This window comes from Tenacibaculum profundicola (assembly GCF_057220795.1).
Window position 1 is genome coordinate 3,640,689 of sequence record NZ_CM170137.1, and the last position, 23,295, is coordinate 3,663,983.

Below are 23,295 nucleotides of genomic sequence, written 5' to 3' on the forward strand. Positions count from 1 at the left end.
TTTAAATAAATGATTTATGCAAATGGATGAAAAAACAATAAGAAAAAGCATAGCTGTTGTCGGGTTATCTGGAAGATTTCCTAATGCGAAGAACCTAGATGTTTTTTGGGAAAAATTAAAACAAGGAGCACCTTTATATAATTGGCATACTGATGAAAAGTTGAGAGAAGAAGGACTAAAAGAAAGCCAAATTCAAGATGATACATTCATCAAAATTAATACAACCATAAAAGAGGCAGAAACTTTTGATCCTGCATTTTTCGGATACACGAAAAGTGAAGCAAAATGTATGGATCCACAAACTAGAGTGCTTCATGAAGAAGTTTGGCTAGCTCTTGAAGATGCAAAATATGATCCTTTTACCTATGGTAAAAAAATAGGGTTGATTGTTAGTGCTTCCGAAAATTTAGATTGGAAAGTATATGCTCAAAATAATACAAGCTCCAATGTAAGCCCTTATTACAGAAGACAAATTAGCAATGTGAAATTTAGTAACACCTTAATATCATACAAATTAAATCTTAGAGGTCCTAGTTATTTTATAGACACAGCTTGTTCAAGCTCGCTAGCAGGAATACATATGGCAACTCGTCAATTACTGATGAAAGAAGCTTCCTTGTATGTAGTCAGTAGTGTTTCTTTGAATTCACGAGCTTCTCACGGCTATTATTATCAAGAAGGTATGATTTCTTCAAAAGATGGGTTGTGTAAACCTTTTGATAAAGACGCCTCTGGTACTTTTTTAGGAGAAGGAACAGGAACTGTAGTATTAAAACGATTAGAAGATGCAATTCAAGATGGAGATTCTATATATGCTGTAATAAGAGGGTCTGCTACTAATAATGATGGGAGCAACAAAGTTGGTTACACAGCACCGAGTATCGATGGACAAGCTAGTTGCGTAGGTTTAGCGCATCGAATAGCCAATGTAACTCCAGAGACAATTGGATATGTTGAAACACACGGCACAGCTACACAAATAGGAGATCCCATAGAGCTTGAAGCACTCAATATAGCTTTCCAAAAAAATAAGCATAAACATTGTGCAATAGGAAGCATAAAATCTAATGTAGGGCATTTAGATGCGGCTGCTGGAATTACTGGATTTATAAAAACGGTATTGACATTACATCATAAACAAATTCCGCCAAGTTTACATTTTAAAAAACCAAACCCAAAGGTGAATTTTGATGAAGGTCCTTTTTATGTAAACACAGCACTGAAAACTTATCATCGAATGCAACCAGAAGTTCCTTTGCGAGCTGGAGTTAGTTCCTTTGGAATTGGAGGTACAAATGCGCACGTAGTTTTGGAAGAATTCATCGATAAAAAAGAGCATACGTTGGATAATAATGAAAACTATATACCGATACTCTTATCAGCTAATAGCGAGTCTTCATTGATGAAGTATAAAGAAGAACTCATACTCCATTTAAAAAATAACTCTTCTCTTAGCACCAGTAGTATTTTTAATGCTCTATTGGAAAAACCAATTTTTTATCACAAGATTTCTTTAGTAGTTAGAAATAATGAGGAGCTTATAGAACAGTTGAACGTATTGACCTCAGAACACATAGAATATTGTGATTTCGATAATACTAAACAAAAAATAGTATTTATGTTTCCTGGTCAAGGAAGTCAATATGAAAATATGGCATATGACCTCTATAAGGAAAATTCTTTTTTTGCATCTATTATTGATGAAGGACTTGAAAAGCTATCACGTATTGGCGGAAAAGAGTATAAAAAAATAGTATTCTCAACATTAACAAATACAGAGACTTCAAGATTATTGAATACAACACAATATACGCAACCTTTAGTCTTTTTAATTGAATATGCCTTAGCAAGATTACTTATAAATATTGGAATTCAGCCTACGGCAATGATAGGCCACAGCTTAGGAGAATATGTAGCTGCATGTCTTTCTGGGGTTTTCTCATTTGAAGACGCTTTAAAACTTCTTGTGTGTAGGGCTGACCTCATGGAGAATACTGAACAAGGTAAAATGATAAGTGTAAATTGTTCTAAAGAAGAGATAGAACTTTATTTAGAGTCAGATGTAAGCATAGCCGCTGTAAATGCTCCCAATGCCATTGTACTATCAGGTGCAGTTGCAGCCATAGAAAATATAGAAAATATTTTAAAGTCGGTGCGTATTGCTACCATACAACTAGGGAGTTCTAGAGGTTTTCACTCTTGCCTGATGGATCCAATTCTAGACGATTTTTTGAAAAAGGTAACATCTATTACATTACACGAACCTAAGATTCCATTCATATCTAACCTTACTGGAAAGACAATAACAAACGCAGAAGCTCTATCTCCAAAATACTGGGTAGAACATTTACGCAACTCGGTTCAATTCACTAAAGGAATTAAACACCTAGAAGCATCTAATCATAACGTGTATTTAGAAGTAGGCCCTGGGGATATTCTAAAAAATCTTTTCTATCGAAACAAAACAAATCAATCGGCTAAAGTACTGAGCTTACTTAAAGACTCAAAAAATACTCAAAATGAAGCGGTATTTTTTATGAAGCAATTGGGAAGATTATGGAGCTATGGAATACATCCGCAATGGAATAAGTTTATAAAAACAAATGTAAAAGACAAAACAAAGTTACCATCGTATGCTTTTGACGATGTTTCGTTTCCATATAAAATTGATGTCTTTGAAGAATTAAATAAAGAGTTTGATTTTGGGAAAAAGGGAAATAAAAAACCATTTGAAGATTGGTTTTATACGACAAACTGGAAACTTTCACATATAAAAAAATCAGATGAAGTATTTTCGGAAACAAATACTATTTTACTATTTTCAGATAATGATATTTTCTTTGAAAGCCTACAGCAAATTTTTGTAGCACAAGGAAAAAATGTCATTCTTGTTAAGAAGGGAACAAACTACGCTTGTATTTCGGAAAATGAATACATTGTTTGCCCAAACAAATTATCAGACTTCAATCTTCTTTATAATGATATTGAGGTTGTTAGTGGTAAAGTTGATCATTATGTTTACGGCTGGTCACTTACGAACTGTGAAAAATCTATTTCTAAACTAGATGTTGAAAATTTAGATCAATTACACGAAGATTTTTATGCATGCTTATACATTATACAGGCTTTTAAACTTCAACAAACTCGCCACCGACATAAACTTACACTGCTTACGCAGCAAGAAGTAAACATTCATAAAAATGAAAAAAAGGACTTTGTTTCGGCAACTGTAGCAACACTACTTTATGTTGCCATGCAAGAAAATTTAAAAGGGTTTAATTGTACCATAGACATAGATAAAAATGATGAACAAATAGCAGAAAAAATAGTAGATGATATTTTATATAATCTGGAGGATTTACGAATCGCGTATCGAAATGAAATCCGTTGGCTAAGAATATATGAGCCTATAAGGTTGAATACGATAAAATCAACACCTAAAGTCAAAGAGAATGGAATATACATCATTACAGGCGGGGTTGGTAATGCGGCACTTACCTTGGCAACACACCTGTTGGATAAATATCAAGCAAAAGTTTTCCTTATAGGTAGGTCAGATATACCTGAAGAAGAAAACTGGGAACAACTATTGAATATGTCTTATCATGAAATTACAGCACAGAAACTTGAAAAAAAAGTACGGTATGTAAAATTGGCAAAAAAATACAGGAAATCCTTACACTATCTTAGAGCTGATATCGCACAATTACAAGATATAAAAGTAGTGGTTTCTCATATCGAAAATGAGTATGGTCAATTAAATGGGATAATACACACGGCTGGGAATATTGATAAAAGAACTTATGAATTAGTAGAAAATATACAGCCTGTAAATGTAAAAGCACAATTTGCTCCTAAGGTAAATGGAATTATTAATCTCTATGAGGTTACCAAAAACTTGAAAATAGATTTCGTTTGGACCACTTCCAGTTTATCATCAGTTTTAGGGGGCCTTACTTATGGTTCTTATGCCTCAGCTAATAGCTTTATGGATCATTTTGTACTGGCATCACGTTCAGAAACAACTCAAAAATGGGTTTCCGTGAATCTTGATGGTTTGTCATTTGGAGAAGATGATAAATATATAAAAGAAGAACAGTTAGTAGATGTATTTGAAATTACACTCAACAATAAAGATGAATATCAATGGATTGTTTCTATAAGTGACATTTTTGAACGCGATACGTTGGCAAAAAGAATAGTTGAAAAAATTCAATTGACTCCAGCTACATCCCATTCAGAGAATATAACATTTGACAGTTTGAGTAAAAAAAATGTAGTACATGAATTAAGTAGATTATGGATGGATTTCTTTGATAAAGATCAAATAGATTTAGATAGTAACTATTTTGAGCTAGGAGGAAACTCTTTGAATATCATAGTAATGCATCAAAAAATAAAGGAAATATGGAATGTTGACATATCTGTAGCTCAATTATTTATGTTACAAACACTCAATGACCTTGTTAAGGAAATTGAAAAACATCTTGTAAAAGAAGAAATAACAGTATCCAATGACGATACATTGATTGGATTTTAAAAATATACAAAGTAAATTATCATGAAAAATAACAATATTAGATTCAAACTTCTTATACTAATTGGATGTAGCATAATTCAAAACTGTATAGCTCAAAACCTCACCAAAGATGATTATACAAAAAAGGAAGTATACATAACAATGAGAGATGGAGTCAAGCTGTATACCGCAATTTATACACCTAAAGACAACACAAAACAATACCCAATTATTTTATCAAGAACAACATGGGGAAATAGACCATATGGAAAAGATAAAAAACATAGATTTATTTCCTATAATAAGACCTTATTAGCTGAAGGATACGTGTTCGTTCATCAGGATGTTAGAGGAAGATTTATGAGTGAAGGAGATTTTGACAATACACGTCCAATAGTTTCTAATCTGAATTCGAATGCGGTAGATGAATTAACAGATACTTATGATTCTGTTGATTGGTTGATTAAAAATGTGAACAACAACAATGGTAATGTGGGAGTTATTGGTACTTCTTATCCTGGTTTTTATGCCGCGTTAAGCGCTATATCAGGGCATCCAGCAATTAAAGCAGTTTCTCCTCAAGCGCCTGTTTGTGATTTGTTTTTTGATGACATACATCGAAATGGAGCATTCGGAATTTACTTCTGGCCTTCATTAGACGCAATAGGAATTCAAACGCCCAATGAAACAGATAAGTGGTGGAAGATGTATAATCTTTCGAAGGTAACTAATAAAGATGGCTACGACTTTTACCTAAATGACTTAGGAAGCTTAAAAAACGCTGAACAGTATATGAACCCCGAAAATTTCCTTTGGAAACAAATTGTAGAGCACCCTAATTATGATTCTTTTTGGCAACGTAGGAATCCGTTACCTCACATGAAAAATATAAACTGTGAAGTACTGGTTGTAGGAGGATGGAATGACTCTGAAGATTTATATGGAACTTTAGGGTTCTATGAGGCTATAAGTAAACAAAACACAAATATACAACCATATCTAGTCATAGGGCCTTGGGTACACGGTGATTACAGATATGAAAAAGGAAAATATTCAATAGGAAATATATATTTTGGAGAAAATTTAAGCACTTACTTTCAAGAAAAAATAGAAGCTCCTTTCTTTAAACATTATTTAAAAAATGAAGGAGTAAAAACAAAAATTCCAAGAGTTACTTTATTTGATACAGGGTCTTTACAATGGAAACATTTTGATACATACCCAAAAGCAACTCCCGAAAACACATTCACCTATTACACTAGTGAAAAAGGAAAATTGAGTCGAAATGGCAATAATACTGAATCGGGTGCTAAAGGGATTAGCTATGTGAGTGATCCAAACGCACCTATTCCATATTCTGCAGATCGAAAATTACAGAAATATTCTCCAAAATTATTTATCTCAGAAGATCAGAGGTTCTCAAGCTCAAGGCCAGATGTTATAACATTCTCTAGTGAAACGTTACAAAGTGATGTGCAAATTTATGGAGAAATAGAAGCAACACTTCAAGTAGCTACAGACCAAACAGATGCTGACTGGATTGTTAAAGTAATAGATGTATATCCGCAGCAAATTCCAGATAGTTTGAAATTTAACAAAGAGATACTCATGGAAGGGTATGAGCGTATCGTTCGATGGGATGTTATAAGAGGACGATTCAGGGAGAGTTTTGAGAAGCCAAAACCTTTTACACCAAATAAAAAAACTATGGTAAAATTAGATATGCTAGACGTAATGCATACCTTCAAAAAAGGACATAAAATTATGATTCAAATTCAGAATAGTTATTTTCCTTATCTAGATAGAAACCCTCAAAAGTATATACCAAATATCTATAAAGCAGATGATTTGGATTTCACAAAAGCAAACCATACAATATTTTTTGACAGTGCTATTAAATTCAATGTAGCTACCCGTAAAAATAATAAAGAAAAAAATAAAAATTAATGAGTTTAGATGTTGCTATAATTGGTGTTTCTTTTTCTATATCTGGGATAAATAATTTGCAGGAATATTACGATGATATTATAAATGAAACACAAAAAATTAAAGAGATCCCCAATATCAGAAAAGAAGATGTTGAGGCTAGATTTGGTCCACAAGATATTGGACATGCGGGATATTTAGATCGTATAGATTTATTTGATGAAAAATATTTTGGAATTACCAAAGGGGAAGCAATTCGTATGGATCCTGAACAACGTTTAATGCTTGAACATTCGGTAAAAGCATTATATAATGCAGGATATACAAGAAAAGAAGTAGCAAATGATCGAACAGGATTTTTTCATACCTATTACCATTCTTCATACCGCTATTTTTTTGATGACATTTCTAATCTGTCATTAACATCACACATGTCTGGAATGATCGGAACTAAAGTAGCAAAGCACCTTGGGCTAAAAGGTCCGGTAGTAGGATATGATACTACTTGTTCTTCTTCATTAGTGGCTTTATATTATGCATGTCAAAGTTTATATACCGAAGATTGTGAATATGCCTTTGTTGGAGGAGTAAATCTGGGGGTAGCACATGCACAAAAAGTTGCAGCGCCCATATATTCAAATTCTGGAAAATGCTTACCTTTTGACGAAGCGGCAGATGGAACTGTACCTGGTGAAGGAGCTATTTGTTTATTAATAAAAACACTAGATAAGGCTGAGAAAGATAATGATACTATTTATGGTGTTATTAAAGGCGGTGCCATCAATCATGGGGGTGAACGTATTCAAAATATAACAGCTCCTAGTCCTTTGGCTCAAAAAGAAGTACTAATTAGAGCATGGGAAAAAAGTAATGTCTCTGCTGAAGATATTGGCTTTATTGAAGCCCATGGAACAGGAACCGAGTTAGGTGATCCTATAGAATTTGAAGGGATTCAGCTAGCATTTAAAGAAAAAAATAAAACTAATAATTGTGGAATAAGCTCGGCTAAAGGGCAAGTTGGACATCTTGATGCAATGTCTGGGTTGGCAGGGATTATAAGGGGGCTTGTTAGTTTAAAATATCACATAAAACCAAAACAACAAGGATTTCAACGTTTAAATTCACACATACGTAAAGAATTATCAAATGTTTATATCCAAGATCGGACAGAGGATTGGAAATCAGATAAGGAAAGAATGTTAGGAGTAAGCTCTTTTGGTCTTACAGGTACAAACGTACATATGATTCTGAAAGAATATAGATCTCCAAATAATCAAGAAAAAACTAGCGAAAAAACACTTCACTTCATACGATTATCTGCTATCAGTGATGAATCGATGCAAGAAACTCAAAATTATTTAGTATCATTTATAGAAAATAACCCAACGCTAAATTTGAATGATTTTGGGTACTCTCTGAATAAAATATACGATGCTGAAAAAGCTGTAAAATACTCGTTATTGTTTAAAAATAGAGAAGAGCTTATAAAAGGATTGCAAAGGCATAAAGAGGGGCATAAAAAAGAGGAGACGCAAAAGAATGTGATAGTTTTATTGCCAGGTATTTATAATTGGAGTGAAAATGAAAGAACTGCTTTTTTAACGGAATATCCTGAAGTATGGGATGAAATTCAAAAAAGTATAGTACTCGAAAGATATTTAGTGAAAAACGATTTTGCGAAAAACATATTGGTACAATATGGAATTTTGAGAAGTTTTTTGGCAACCAAGGATTTTTCAGCTCAAGTTTTATTTGGAGGACAAGGAAAAATAGTTCAACAATTACTATCAATAAACAATCCAGATGAAAAGGAAGTGTATTTAAATACCATAACAGAAAATAGTTCGAAAGATTTTAAAACAACTTCCTTTTTAAATTACCTCAATAACCTTGATAAGCTTTCTGAAACTATTTTTTATGTAATTGGAGATAATGGAAAAATGCTTGAAGCGTTTCAAAGCAAAAGTAAAGAGCAGTATTTACATAAGTTTTACATGAATAAAAACATTTCGGGTTATATAGAAATGCAGAAGCATCTTTTTGAGCAAGGTTTTAATATAAATGCATCTTTTGAAAACAGACAGTTTATTCAAACGCTAAAACTCCCTGTATTTTTATCAAAACGTCATTGGGTACATGGAATACTTCTTGACACACCTGAGTTAGAGCAAGTAATTCAAAACAATACTAATACACAAAAAGAATATAAATTTAGTAAATCACAAATTGTCAATCATATCGATACTATTTGGCGAAAAACTTTGCAAATTGAAAAGATAGACACTCAGGATAGTTTTTTTGAAATTGGAGGAGGTTCACTTCTAGGGTTAGATATCATGATGGAAATAGAAAAAACTTTTGGTATTCATATGGAGTATCAGAATATCTTTGAACAAGATACTATTCAAAAGTTATCCTTATTTATAGAAAGTAAGTTACAATCGGAGACTACAGAAATTAGAATAGCAGAGCCAATAAAAAACGTACCTGAAGTTGATAAGGAAGATAAATATGAAGAGGCAATTCAAGAAGTAGAAACAGAGTTACTGGTAAGAAAGACTTTTAAGAAGATTTTCATAACAGGAGCAACTGGTTTTTTAGGAGTATACTTACTAAAGGAATTGTTAGAAAATACAGAAGCTACTATTATTTGCATGGTAAGAAAATCAAAGGATGATATTACTGTTACTGAAAGATGCTTTCAATGTTATGAATCTTACTTTGGGAACAATTCACTTACTGAAATATATAAAAGTAGAATCAATGTCTTAGAAGGAGATATTACTATTTCAGGTTTAGGAATTAAAACATCGATACCATCCATAGTAGAACAAATAGATGTAGTATACCATACGGCAGCGGCTGTAAATCATTATGGAAAAAAGGAAAGGTCTGAATTGATTAACTATCACGGTACTAAACATGTTTTTGAATGGGCTAAAGCTAATAATATTCCTAATTTCAATCACATTTCGTCGGTAGCAGTATCTGGCTCATACATTGACAAAATAGATGAAATAAATTATAATGAAACTGACCTTGATTTAGGACAGGAATTTGGAACATATATATACAGTTCTTCCAAATTTAAAGCAGAAGTGTTTTTACATGAAAACAAAAATGACTTGATGTCTATTAATATTTTGAGATTAGGTAATTTAGGAGGTGATAGCATTCGGGGAAATTTCCAGAAAAATATAGAAAACAATATAGTATACTTGCTTTTTAAATCGTTGTATAACTCAGGTATTTACCCTGTTGATTATGAAAGGAATATAGAGATTTCACCTGTAGACCAAATTGCTAAATCGATACATTTAATTTCAACACATACCAAAAATATATTGCAAACATTTCATTTGTATAAATTTGAAAATCTCACTTTGGCAAATGTAATTGAAGCTTTTCAGCATAATAATATTACGGTACATCCAGTAGATCACGCCATTTTCGAAGAACGCATAGCAAGTGTGATTTCAGATACACATTCCAATAAGATACCATTCTTTGGTATAGCACAACAAAGAGAACAAAATTTGGATGCATATACGCATTATCACATTCAGACCAAAAAGACAACTAAATTTTTAAATCGTATAGGCTTTAAGTTTCAGCCTGACGCTATGTACTATTCAAAAATTATTGAGTACTGTTTGAAAATGAATTTTTTCAAGCCTGAAGAACAATTAAATTTAATGGATGCATAAAATCAAAGAAATTTCTTAATAGAAGAATTGATATTCTAATTAAAATAAACAAAATTAATGATACATCAAAAACCGCAAATATTTATGTTACATTTTGCAGGGGGAAGTTCGCGTTCGTTTGCATTTTTGAAGGATAAAATACCCAATACCTTTGAAGTTCATTCGTTGGAACTTCCAGGTAGGGGAAAACGTTATAAAGAAGATTTAATAACAAGCAGTACGGAAGCCGTTGATTATTATGTTGATCAAATTCGGGCCAAAAGAAATAACGAACCATTTATTATTTATGGGCATAGTATGGGGGCTACTTTGGGGCTGTTTGTGACTGAAAAATTAGAGAGTTTTGCTGATTTTCCTGAACGCTTAATTACAACTGGAACTCCTGGGTTAGGAGTTACAGATGAAGAAGAAATTAAAAAAGGAAAACGTTACATGATGAATGACGAAGATTTTAAAAATGAATTGCGTAGACTAGGAGGTGTGCCAGATGAAGTTCTGGAAAACGAAGAGCTTTACGATTTTTTTAGCCCACTCATTCGTGCAGACTTTCAAGTTATAGAACAAGGTTTTGATAATGAAAAGATCGTTATAAAAACCCCTATTAATGCTTTTATGGGATCTGAAGAAAAATTCAATGGTCGTCTAGATAACTGGAAAAAATTTACGGCAAGTTATTGTAATTACGAAGTATGGGAAGGAAATCATTTTTTCATATATGATCACCCAGAAGCTTTAGTAACAATAGTAGAAAAGTCTTTTGACAAAGTAATCAATTAAAAAAAAACAAATGTTAAAACTACAGTCCAAGAATATTATTTATCTCGTTTTGTATGCATTACCAAACACTATTTTAAGTTTTGCTATCATATACATAATTAACAATGTAATGGCGGGAAATGAAATGTTTACCAAAAAATATATGGGAATTGTGTTTGCTACAATCGTGGTATATACCTATTTACTTAATATTATTTTCCAAAAACGCCTCAACAAATATGCTTTCAATTTACTCTACGAAAATGAAAAGAAAATCTTTGGTCAGATTTTAAAAGCACCATTAATTAAGTTAGAAAAATTAGGTTCACAGCGCTTCTTTACTGCTGTAGAAGACTTAAGAACATTTTCCTTTTTGCCATATACAGTTACACATACAGTAAATTCAGTATTGATGCTAGTTCTTTGTTTGGTTTATATGTTTACACTTTCTATGACATCGGCAATAATTGTAATCATTCTGATTGCTCTCGTAGCAGTATGTTACTTTGCTGTAGTCAATACAATGTCTAAACAAGTGGCTATACTAAGAGAATACAATGAATATTATTATAAGTATGTAGATGATGTAATGAAAGGGTTTAAGGAGTTGAAATTAAGTTTCTTCCGAAGAGGTAGCCTAATGAATGATTTCTTAACTCCGAATAGAGACAAGGCTATGGCCTTGGATTTCGAAATTAATTATGTTTTTCTATCTATTAATTTAATCAGTCAATACGGATTGTATTTTGTTGTAGCAGTAATTCTATTTGTATTACCTGAATTTGGATTGTTATCTCATGAAGATGTCATAGCGTATGTGGTAATTATCTTGTTCATTTCAGGACCAATAAACAACCTTATCAATTTACAACAGATGTACACAAGGTTTATGGTCGCAAATACGAGAATCAAAAATTTTATTGCAGACTTTGAAATTGTAAATGATGAAAAAACAGAAAAGAAACAAACCGTAAATGCATTTGATACACTTCAGCTTGATAATGTAGCATTTACATACCCTACAGATGAATTGGATGAAAAGTCTAAACCTTTTGCACTAGGCCCCTTAAATCTTAATGTAAACAAAGGAGAAGTCATATTTGTTGTCGGAGGAAATGGCTCGGGGAAGAGTACATTTATAAAAGCATTAACAGGATTATATTCAATATCAGCAGGAGCGATTGTCGTTAATAATTCTATAAAAGAAAAATCAAATAGAAGTTTGCAAGATATGACCGCGGCAGTATTTACGGACAATCATATCTTTTCTAATAACTATGATAATTTTGAATTAAAAAATAATAAGCGTTATAAAGAATTAATTGAAACAATGGAATTAGATCACATCATAAAAGATGATGATGAAAAATCAATTCGAAGACAATTTTCTAAAGGGCAAAGTAAACGTGTTTCTTTAATACTAGCCTTATTAGAAGAGAAACCATTACTCGTATTAGATGAATGGGCAGCTGACCAAGATCCGCACTTCCGTAAATATTTTTATGAAGTATTAATACCTAAATTAAAAGCTGAAGGTAAAACTATAATTGCGGTAACCCATGACGATGCCTATTTTAACCAAGCAGATCGTGTGATAAAATTTGATTATGGTAAAATCATAAAAGATGTTGATATACGTTCATACGAAAGCAGTATGAGAGATTTTTGGGTATAAAATAATTCATACAATTATCAAAAATGTATGAGTGATTAAGTTCTCACAAGATAAGAGAAGGAAAAGCTGAAGGGGGAAACTAGTAAAAATGATTTAGACCCTAACGGAAAAGAATGTTAGACATGTTGCAATACAGCGACGCCTTAAAGGGCATCTAGGCAACCTAATCTATAGAAATTTAATAATTTAATGAAAACGATTTTCATCATCGTTTTTTACTGATACCATTTACCATTTGAATTTACCGTAATAAAACGTCCTTTTTCCCTTTCTATTGAAATAGAAAGAAGAAAACACTCATTTTCTTTTACAATAAATTCAAACAATAACTGGTATTACCTATACTTTTATAACTAAAGTGTTATGTTAGAAATGATACAATTAACATTACCACAGCAAGATGTATACTTTGAACAACTATTGTTCCCAAATGCTCCTATCTATAATATAGGAGCAAAGATTAAAATTGAAGGAACTATAGATGTCAAAATAATGCAAAATGCTTATAAAACTTTATTGCGGCAGCATAAGACTTACCGAAGTACTATTGCACATAAGAACGATGCGATTTCGTTTATTGAATTAGAAAACTATGACGATCGTCTAGAAGTAGTGGATTTTTCAAATGAAGTTAATGCAAATGCAAAAGCAAATGTATTTATGTATAAACGCTTTATAAAACCTTTTGATCTCAATACAGCTTCATTATTGCATAAATTTATTTTAATAAAAGTCCAAGCAGATTATCATTATTTATTTTCAGTATATCATCATATAATCACTGATGGATGGGGAACATCGTTAATGTTTCAACGTTTGGTAACCAATTATAATGAAATTTCAGCTGAAGGAAGCGTGGTTTCAGAATATCCATATCATTATGATGCCTTTGTTAAAGATGATTTACAATACCAACAATCACAATCTTATGAAAAAGATAAAATTTATTGGAAATCCAGATTCAATAGTTTACCTGAGCCACTTTTTCAGCCAATTAGAGGAGAATTAGTACACCATAAAAGTCAACGTCAGACAATTACTATAAAACGTAAGATATACAATGAATTGGAAGCCCTAGCAAAAGCTAGTAAAAGCACAACCTTTCATGCTATTTTAGGATTGATCTATTTATATTTTGGTAGAAAACAAAGGAATGATGATTTTGCTATAGGCTTACCAGTATTAAATAGAAGAAAGGCCTCATTTAAAAAAACAGTAGGACTATTTATGGGGATTTCTGCATTACGTATACAACTGGAAAAAGAAGATACATTTTTATCTTTTTTAGCGAGAATACGTCAGCAACTTAGACTAGATTATCGCTATCAACGTTTCCCATTAGGGAAATTAATTCAGGAGTTAGATGTATTTAGTAAGAATAGCCGCTTATTTGATATAACATTGTCTTATGAAAAACAAAATTATGCAGACCATTTTTTAAAAACCAAAACAACAGTTATTCCATTAACACATCAAGCGGAACGTACACCTTTAGCTTTATATATTCGAGAGTTTGATCCAATGGAAGATGTAATTATTGATTTTGACTATAATACATCATATTTTGATGAGGCATCAATTACACAAATAACAGCACATTTTGAAGAGTTATTGACGGAAGTCATACAAAATCCTGAAAAAAAGATACATACCTACTCGTACCTCACATCAAGTGAGAAAAAAGATGTATTTCATACTTACAATCAAACACAGTATGAATATCACAAACAATTAACAGTGTTGAATTACTTTAGAGAGAAAGCTAAAATTCAACCTGAGAAAACCGTTATAACAGACAAAAATAATTCATATACTTATCAAGAATTAGATAGGCTATCAGATAATATAGCCAAGCAAGTAATAGCAAATTTAAAAGTACCATCAAATACGCCTATAGCGATTTTAATGCCCCGTTCGGCAAAACTTGTTGTGGGGATTTTAGGCGTTATGAAGGCTGGGAGACCATTTATTCCTTTAGATCCTGACTTTCCAAATGATCGTTTGGAATACATAATATCACATAGTGAAACTACGCTAATTATAACATCATCAACTGAGTTAAATACTATAAAACATGATCATGTTATAGACATTGATTCCATATCTAAATCACTAGACTTCTCTATTGAATTACCACAAGTAATGGCAGAAAGCTCAGCATATATCATATATACTTCTGGAACAACAGGAAGCCCCAAAGGCGTAGAAATAGGGCATCAAGGGTTGTTAAACTTTCTTTTAAGTATGGAAAAACGCCCAGGAGTTGAACAAAATGATTTATTATATTCTGTAACAACGCAATCATTTGATATCTCCATCTTGGAATTTTTAACTCCTTTATTGGCAGGGGGCTCAATTTATATTGCAGATCCTACTACATTAGCGAATCCTTTCGTATTGATGGACGAAATAAAGGAAGTAAAACCAACTATTATTCAAGCAACTCCAAGTTTTTATCAATTACTATTCAATGCTGGTTGGGAAGGAAATTCTGAACTTAAAATTTTATGTGGAGGAGATTTATTGAGTAAAGCACTGGCTGAGAGGCTGTTGAGTGGTGGTAAAGATTTGTGGAATATGTATGGCCCAACAGAAACTACAATTTGGTCTACGTGTAAGCATATTACAAAGCCATCAGAAGCAGCTAATATTGGAACTCCTATTCATAACACACAAATATATATATTAGATGAAACCTTACAAGTGTTGCCAAAACACAGTATTGGTACAGTTTATATAGGTGGTGATGGTTTGGCAAAAGGGTATTATAAAAACACTATTTTGACAGAAGAACGTTTTATAACACACAAACAGTTACAAAAACGTATATATAATACAGGTGATATAGCAAAATGGAATGATAAAGGAGAGGTAGAGTTTTTAGGAAGAGAAGACTTTCAAGTGAAAATACGTGGCTACCGTATTGAACTGGCAGATATTGAAACCAAATTTCATAAAATTCCAACTATAAAGGAGGCAGTTGTTGTGGCCAAGAAGCAAAAAAATCAAGAAGCATACTTGGTCGCTTTTCTTGTAGTAGATGATTCTCGTATTGAAGTAGATGAAATCAGAAATACAATAAAGCAACAGTTACCTAAGTATATGATTCCGAGTCAAATAGTGGTTATAGATGCTTTGCCATTGACTCCTAATAAAAAAGTAGATAGGAAAGCATTGGTAGCGTATCAATTGAAAAATACACCAACAACAGAAAACACCTTTCATAAGGCAACAACTCTTTTAGAAAAAGAAATGTGTAAGCTATTTCAAGAGGTGCTAAATTCTGAATACCAAATAGGGCTCTCCGATAATTTCTTTGAACATGGAGGGCATTCATTGAATGCTGTAAAATTGGTTAGCACTGTAGAAACAAAGTTATACTATTCATTAAGTCTACGAATATTATTTGATCACCCTACGGTTGCTGAGTTAGTTAATTATATACAGAATAACCCAACTATTGTTCAAAACGAAACAATACCAAAGGTAACAATACAAAAGCATTATCCAATCACAGAGCCTCAGGAAGAAATATGGGTGGCATCACAAAATCATAATCATTCTATTTCCTACAATATGTTTGCTGTTTATAAAGTAGCAGGAACAATATGCATAGAAAAGTTGCAGTCTATATTTGAACATTTAATTTTAAAACATGAAATTTTAAGAACTAATTTTATTGAAAATGAAGGAATAGCTCAGCAAAAAATAAATAAAGATGTTACCAACTTTCAAATAGAAGAAATTATATGTGAAGATGATAATATTGAAACTAAAATTCAGGAGGAAGTGCATAAAGCTTTTGATTTAGTAAATAACACACTGTGTAAAGTCATTGTTTATAAAAGTAATTTAGAAACATTTTTAGTATTCAAAACACATCACATTATTATGGATGGTTGGTCTTTAGAGCTATTAATTCAAGAAATTGTTCGTTTATATAAATTAGAAGTAATTCCAAATAATGTAAATAACACACAACTTCAATTTAAAGATTATGCGGTATGGCAATCTCAAAAAACAAAGGTAAAACATAATGAGTTTTGGACTTCATATATGGATGGATATACGTGGAAGAAAATTTTAAATCCCGATAGAGATACACAAAATAATACGCATCTAGGAGCATCTATGCAACTACATTATGATAAGGAGTTGTGGAGTCAAATAACTAATTTTATACTCCAACAAAACATTACGTTACATACATTTTTAACGACTATTTTTAGTGTTTTGCTATTAAAGAATTACAAACATGATGAGGTTTGTATAGGAACGATCAATTCAGGTAGAAGTCATCCAAGCTTACTATCACAAATAGGAATGTTTGTGAAAACGCTACCATTACGCACCAAATATGATAATACGCAAACATTATTTTCATTATTAAAGGAAACACATATAACTATATTGGACTTTGATAAACATCAAGATATTCCTTTAGAAGTTAGAAAAGAATTCCTTTGGGATGTATTACTGGTGATACAAAACCAGTCGTTTAATTATGAGAAAATTAACGTAACTGACACTCTTTTATTCACTTCTCATGAGGTTGTATCACGTTATAGTAGACTGCCATTGCTATTAAATTTTACAATTTCGGAATCATTATCACTTAACCTAAATTATAATACAGAATTGTTTGATGCCGATAGTATATCACTACTATGCATGCGTTTTGAGAAACTGTTAAAAAGCGCTGTACGAGCAACTGAATCAACCAAGTTGGAAGATTTAAACATCCAATTATATCAAGAAACATCGTCTGTAATAGACATAGATTTTAATTTTTAGACTTTACAATTATGATAGTAAACACACAAAATATTTTTAAAGCACTTATTTTTTTCATGACATTCTCAGTGTTGCATGCACAAGAAGGTGTTTTTGAAAAAGTTGATTCATTTCATAGATATGCCGAGTATCTAAAAAATGATGAAATTACTTGGGGTTATTTATCGATTCCAGAAGATTGGAATGAAACAAAAGGAGATTCCATTAAAATAGCAGTATCTGTATTAAAAAGCAAACAAGAAAACCCAAGTGCAGAAGCATTAGTGTTTATCCAAGGTGGCCCTGGAGCTCCTAGTATTGATGCTATCTGGTCTTGGCAAAATCATACGTTAAGAAATAACTATGATATCGTATTGTTTGATACCAGAGGTACTGGATATTCAGAACCTCGATTATGTCCTGATTTAGGGAAAGAATTTTTAAAAATCCTAGCAAAAAATCAATCTCCATCCAAAGATGAAGAGCAAAAAGCAAATGCAACTTTGGCATGTAAATCTGATTTAATAAAAAAAGGAATAAATGTGGAAGCATATCAGAGTACTTCTGTAGCAAAAGATTTACATGCACTTAAAAATAGTTTGGGATATGAAAAATGGAATGTTTATGGAGCTTCTTACGGAACATATATGGCGCAAGTATATGCAAATTTGTTTCCAGAAGATATTAGTAAACTTATTCTAGATTCTTCTATTGCAAATATTTCAAAATATTATACGGAGAATACAACAAACTATATAACCAGTTTACAAAAAGTATTTAAAGCATGTGAAGCTGACGAAAATAGTACTAACAGTTATCCAAACATTGAAAGCGTTTATTATGAAGTTATAGCTGATTTACAAGACAATCCAATAACTGTTGAGGTTGATAAATCTTTAATTGAATCAGAGTCGTTTACGTTTAATGCGGAAGATTTCAAAGTGGCAGTGCAGCAAGCATTGTATAACAAACAATTGGTAGAGGTTATTCCATTACTTATATATGAATTTCGAGCCCGAAACAAAAAAGCTCTAGGGAGTTTGGTTCCGGCGTTTTCAAGTTTATTGAATATGGATTATGGTGTATACTATTGTGTGAGTTGCAATGAAGCCTTGCCATTAAACGATTTGAATGAACTTCAGGAAACATCAACTCGTTATAAAGGATTAAAAGGACCACTTTCATTTTATAAATCGGACTTTACGATATGTAATGACTGGAATATTCAAAAAGATTCTTTGATTCACCAAAACTTAAATACGCTAAAAGAAAGTAACATGCCAGTATTAGTTTTAGGAGGAGAATTTGACCCGATTACACCTGAAAAAAATGCAGAGAAAACGGCTGGTTTATTTAAAAATGCAACTGCTATAACTGCATATACTTATGGGCACGTACCAAGTTTTACAGCGGTAGGTGAAGAAATTGTAACTGCATTCGTAAGCAAAAACGAATTGCCAGAAAACGAAGTGTTCAGAAAAGTGCCAAAATTACAAATTGTAAACTCGATAACCATAAATGGGGGCGTATCAAAAATGGGAAATAGTCTCAATGAACAAGATCCAATGTTTTTGATTCCATTACTTATTGCATTAGGAGTGGCAATTGCCTTTATAATTGCACACGGAATTAAATTAATTAGGAGAAAATATCAAAAACAATCGGACAAGATCATTCGAATCTTATGTTTAGTTACCTCTATACTTGGCATTATTAGCTTAATTGGATTTGTAAATGCATTACGAACAATAGCAGATCAAAACTATTACATATTAGCATTCGGTTTACCTAATGCATATAACTATTTATATATGTTTATGTGGGTGTTTTTACTAGTATTACTAATAACAATATGTTATTACTTTATACGAATTAAAAAAATAACGGAACGAAGTATTTTATTTTCAATCGTATTTTCGAATCTACTAATAGCGGTTTACTTTTTGTTTTGGGAAATCATTCAATTTTAACAAAAAGTATAAAAGCCGTAATTCAATAAATAATACTTCTATGAATCAAAAAATTTTCAGAGAAACATGAAGAAAACCATTCTATTCAATCATCACGACCTTATTAATATAGACACAAAAGCCTCGATTCCGGCATTAATTAATACAAATTCACCTAAGGTTCCGGAAATACTGAGAGATTTTAATTACCCCATATCTTCTTGGCCAATAATTTTACCAGAAGATATGGCGAAAGAATTGGCTAGTTGTTGCGCACTGATTCCAAAACTACTACAAAAAATCCCAGAATTATTCTTTCAAAATGATCTCAAGAAAATAGCCGACTTTTATTTTGAAGGGGATCAGATGCTGGCACAATTTACCAGTATTTGTGCTAATAAAAAAGTAGATGTAAGTTGTCGTTTAGATTTAATTCAGGAAGCTTCTGGGTTTAAAGTTTTAGAAGTAAATGCAGGTTCATCTATTGGTGGAATGGAATTTCAAAATTTTGAACCAATTATCAACGAGATACATCCAGAATTGGTTGATAAAGCATCCGGTGTAGAAATCCGTAGAACCCAGAAAATTTATATTGATTTTATTATCCAAAAAGTGATAGAATATGTTTCTAAGGATACAGAAGAGATCAATATTTTTATGGCAGAAATGATTTCGAATGATCAAGATAAAGGCAAATTTAAAGAGATAGAAGACTTTTACAATGAAGTACTGAATGTTGAAATTGTTAAATATGGAAAAAAGGGAAGTGTTACTATAGATAACATGTCTGCTGTAAAATTAGAAAATAATATACTTACTTATAATGATAAACGTATACATGCAGTATTAGTATCAAATTTTGGTCTAAAAGATGTCTCTCCAGATGTGTTTAGAGCGTTTGTAATGAATGCAATTTATTTTCCAGACCATTTAGCCGTTGGAATGTTGCGAGACAAGCGAAACTTAGCATTACTTAGAGAATTGGCAACTGCCGGAAAATTTAGTACTGAAGAAAATGAACAACTGCTAAAATTCATTCCTTGGTCTGTGTTGATGGAAGAAACAACAGTTTCGTATCAAGGTCAAACAAGCAATTTAATTACGTTATTAACTAACAAAAAAGACAATTTTGTAATTAAAGTTGCCGATGGATTACAAGGAAATGATGTCTTTGTAGGGAAGTTTTTATCTGAAGAAGCATGGTCTGCTGCAATAAAAAAGGCATTAGAAGCAAAGAACTATTTAGTACAAGAATTTATTGTTTCCGAGAATGTATTAGCACCCAATAAAGCTAATTTATGGACGCCTCACACATTAGTTTGGGGCGCTTTTGGATTTGGAGACACGTATGGTGGTGCTTGGGTAAGAATGTCTACTCTAGAAAACAGCGTTGGTGTAATTAATTCTGCAACAGGAGCAATAGAAGCAATTGTTTATGAAGGTACTACAGATGTAATTGCAAAACCAAAGCAAAAGCAAAAGCAAAAAAATAAAAAAGAAATATTGCGTACAATTTTAGATAAAGAATATGTGAATTTTACTGATGATGCTACTAAAAACATCCCACCGTTAATTGACCCAACCTCAGAGGGCGTGCCAAATCTGTTATACGGTTACGAATATCCAATATCTTCTTGGCCAGTTATTATAGATAAGAATAACGCAAGAAAATTAGAGGAGCTTTCTGTCAAAATCCCTCAGTTACTGACAAAAATACCAGCTATGTACTTTGGAAACGATCCGAAAAAAATAGCAAACTTCTATTTTCAAGGTAACGAAATGATCACTCAATTTGCCTTACTTTGTCACAATAAACAAATAGAAATTGGCTGCCGTTTGGATTTATCGTTATCTTCAGATGGATTCAAAATATTAGAAGTAAATGTAGGATCTTCAATTGGTGGCTGGCAAGTGCAGAGTTTTGAGTGTCTCATTAGAAAGAATCATCCAGAACTTGATCAAAATTTTCAAACACAAAACACACAATCAAATTATATTAATTTCTTAATAGATAAAATAATTGAATATGTCCCTTCAATAGATACAGATATTAATGTATTTATTGGGTTTGGGAATCTTCCAGAAGATATAATAACAGAAAACATAACTGACTTTTTTGATGCATTGTTAGAAGATGCACTAAAAGAAAAAAGATATAGAGGGAAATCTTTTGTTGGTGAATTTTCCGAGTTGATTTTACACGAAAATGCATTGACCTATAAAAATGAAGAGATGCATACTGTACTGGCTATTAGTTTAGATAAAGAAGGAATACCTCCAGATGTGTTTAGAGCATTTATGATGGGGAAGGTTTACTTTCCAGACTATTTAGCAACAGATATATATGGAGATAAACGGAATTTAGGCTTGTTACGAGAACTAGCAGAACATCAAAAATTTACACCAGAAGAAAATGAATTGGTGCTAAACGGAATTCCTTGGACAAAAGAAATTAAAGATACGACTTGTATATATAAAGGGAAAGATAGGCATATCACAGAAATTCTGACACAACATAAAGATGAGATGGTTGTAAAAGCTGCTCAAGGATTTCAAGGAAAAGATGTTTTTATCGGGAAATTTTCAACAGATGCAGAATGGAAGGAAGCACTACAATTAGCGATGAGCAATAAAAACTTTATTGCTCAAGAATTTAGCGATTCTGTCATATACAATGCACCTAACAAAAACAATGAATGGACTCCACATAAATTAATTTGGGGTGCATTTGGATTTGGTAAAAAATATGGTGGTGTTTGGGTTCGAATGTCAGAAGTAGTAAATGATATAGGCGTCATTAATTCTGCAACAGGAGCTGTAGAAGCAATTGTATATGAAAGCGACCCTCTTAAATAGGAATATTATAGTGATTTACATTTATTACACACATATCAATGATGAAAATCATAATAATTTAATTCAAGAATTTTTGCCAAAATTCCCAAAAGAATATCAGCGAAAAATCTTACGATATCGTCGGTGGCAAGATGCACAACTATCGCTATTAGGAAGGTTATTGCTTTTTTGCGGAATGAGAGATTTAAACAAGAAAATTGAAGGCTTTCAGTTAGAATATTTAGATTATGGTAAACCGATTTTTCTTAACTCAGACTTAAAGTTCAACATTTCACATTCGGCAGATATGGTTATATGTGCCATTTCTGAAAACTTTGATATTGGTATTGATGTTGAGTTTATGAAAGATATCGAAATCGAAAGTCTTAAAAACCAGATGACTGTGTATGAGTGGGGAAAACTTCAGCAAGTTGCTTGTCAAAAAACTGCTTTTTATGAATATTGGACACAAAAAGAAGCCATTTTAAAAGCGCACGGAAATGGTTTGCTTATTCCTTTAAAATCGTTTGAAATATACAATAACAGTACAAAAGTTCACAACGACACCTTTTTTGTAGAAAAAATTGAATTAAATACGCAATATAAAATAGCGCTCGCCTATAAGAAGCATAAAGGCGAGCGAAAATTAAAGTCTTCTCAAATAAAATTAATTGAGTTACCATTTTTTCATATCTCAAGAAAATTAACTGATTTTTGTCACCCTAAAATTTCCTGAGTTAGAAGAGAGATACATGTAGGTCATTATTCTCTGAAAGTATCTTATACCGATTCTGATCTAATATATTTACCATTTGAATTTACCGTAATAAAACGTCCTTTTTCTTTTTCTATCCTATATAAAGAAAAAGACACTCATTTTCTTTTACAGTAAATTCAAATAGCAAATGGTATAAACTTCATTTTTTATATTTCATACCTGGAAGATATTAGTTTGAAACTTAAAAGAACACTCCGGAGCTTATTGGGGGCTAAACTACCTTGAATGTGTTCCATGAAATTGTTGTTTTTACACTTCAATTTAATTAGTACAACACAAAAGAATATGTTTTTTAAGTTAAGTTTTTAAAAATGATCAGGTTAATGCACAAAGCCTGACGTTTAGTATATGGTGCCTATTCTGAAGAGTAGGCACTT

At 31.9% G+C, this 23,295-nt stretch carries 9 protein-coding genes; all 9 read left to right on the forward strand.

Annotation, left to right across the window (positions count from 1 at the left end):
- Positions 1 to 22: 22 nt before the first annotated feature.
- The 9 genes from AC2TDS_RS14925 (at position 23) to AC2TDS_RS14965 (ending at position 22,876) form a co-directional block, all read left to right on the forward strand.
- On the forward strand, positions 23 to 4,540 hold the full coding sequence (locus AC2TDS_RS14925; RefSeq protein WP_484736375.1) for an SDR family NAD(P)-dependent oxidoreductase: 4,518 nt from the start codon (positions 23 to 25) through the stop codon (positions 4,538 to 4,540).
- A 21-nt stretch (positions 4,541 to 4,561) separates the two neighbouring features.
- The gene (locus AC2TDS_RS14930) at positions 4,562 to 6,466 is read left to right on the forward strand and encodes a CocE/NonD family hydrolase (protein WP_484736376.1); all 1,905 of its coding nucleotides are present in this window, start codon (positions 4,562 to 4,564) and stop codon (positions 6,464 to 6,466) included.
- The gene (locus AC2TDS_RS14935; RefSeq protein ID WP_484736377.1) at positions 6,466 to 10,152 is read left to right on the forward strand and encodes a beta-ketoacyl synthase N-terminal-like domain-containing protein; all 3,687 of its coding nucleotides are present in this window, start codon (positions 6,466 to 6,468) and stop codon (positions 10,150 to 10,152) included. Before AC2TDS_RS14930 ends, AC2TDS_RS14935 begins: the two co-directional genes overlap by 1 nt.
- A gap of 57 nt (positions 10,153 to 10,209) precedes the next feature.
- Positions 10,210 to 10,929, forward strand: a complete 720-nt coding sequence (locus tag AC2TDS_RS14940) for a thioesterase II family protein (protein ID WP_484736378.1) — start codon at positions 10,210 to 10,212, stop codon at positions 10,927 to 10,929.
- Between the two features lie 10 nt (positions 10,930 to 10,939).
- Positions 10,940 to 12,583 carry an ATP-binding cassette domain-containing protein gene (locus AC2TDS_RS14945; protein ID WP_484736379.1) on the forward strand — a complete coding sequence of 548 codons (1,644 nt, stop codon included), beginning with the start codon at positions 10,940 to 10,942 and terminating at the stop codon, positions 12,581 to 12,583.
- 372 nt (positions 12,584 to 12,955) lie between these two features.
- Complete coding sequence (locus AC2TDS_RS14950; RefSeq protein ID WP_484736380.1) at positions 12,956 to 17,377, forward strand: non-ribosomal peptide synthetase; 4,422 nt, start codon at positions 12,956 to 12,958, stop codon at positions 17,375 to 17,377.
- An 11-nt stretch (positions 17,378 to 17,388) separates the two neighbouring features.
- Positions 17,389 to 19,326 (forward strand): alpha/beta fold hydrolase, encoded by a 1,938-nt coding sequence (locus AC2TDS_RS14955; RefSeq protein WP_484736381.1) that lies wholly within the window; start codon positions 17,389 to 17,391, stop codon positions 19,324 to 19,326.
- Positions 19,327 to 19,392: 66 nt separating this feature from the next.
- Positions 19,393 to 22,161 carry an ATP-grasp domain-containing protein gene (locus AC2TDS_RS14960; protein WP_484736382.1) on the forward strand — a complete coding sequence of 923 codons (2,769 nt, stop codon included), beginning with the start codon at positions 19,393 to 19,395 and terminating at the stop codon, positions 22,159 to 22,161.
- A 10-nt stretch (positions 22,162 to 22,171) separates the two neighbouring features.
- Positions 22,172 to 22,876 carry a 4'-phosphopantetheinyl transferase family protein gene (locus AC2TDS_RS14965; RefSeq protein WP_484736383.1) on the forward strand — a complete coding sequence of 235 codons (705 nt, stop codon included), beginning with the start codon at positions 22,172 to 22,174 and terminating at the stop codon, positions 22,874 to 22,876.
- Positions 22,877 to 23,295: the final 419 nt, after the last annotated feature.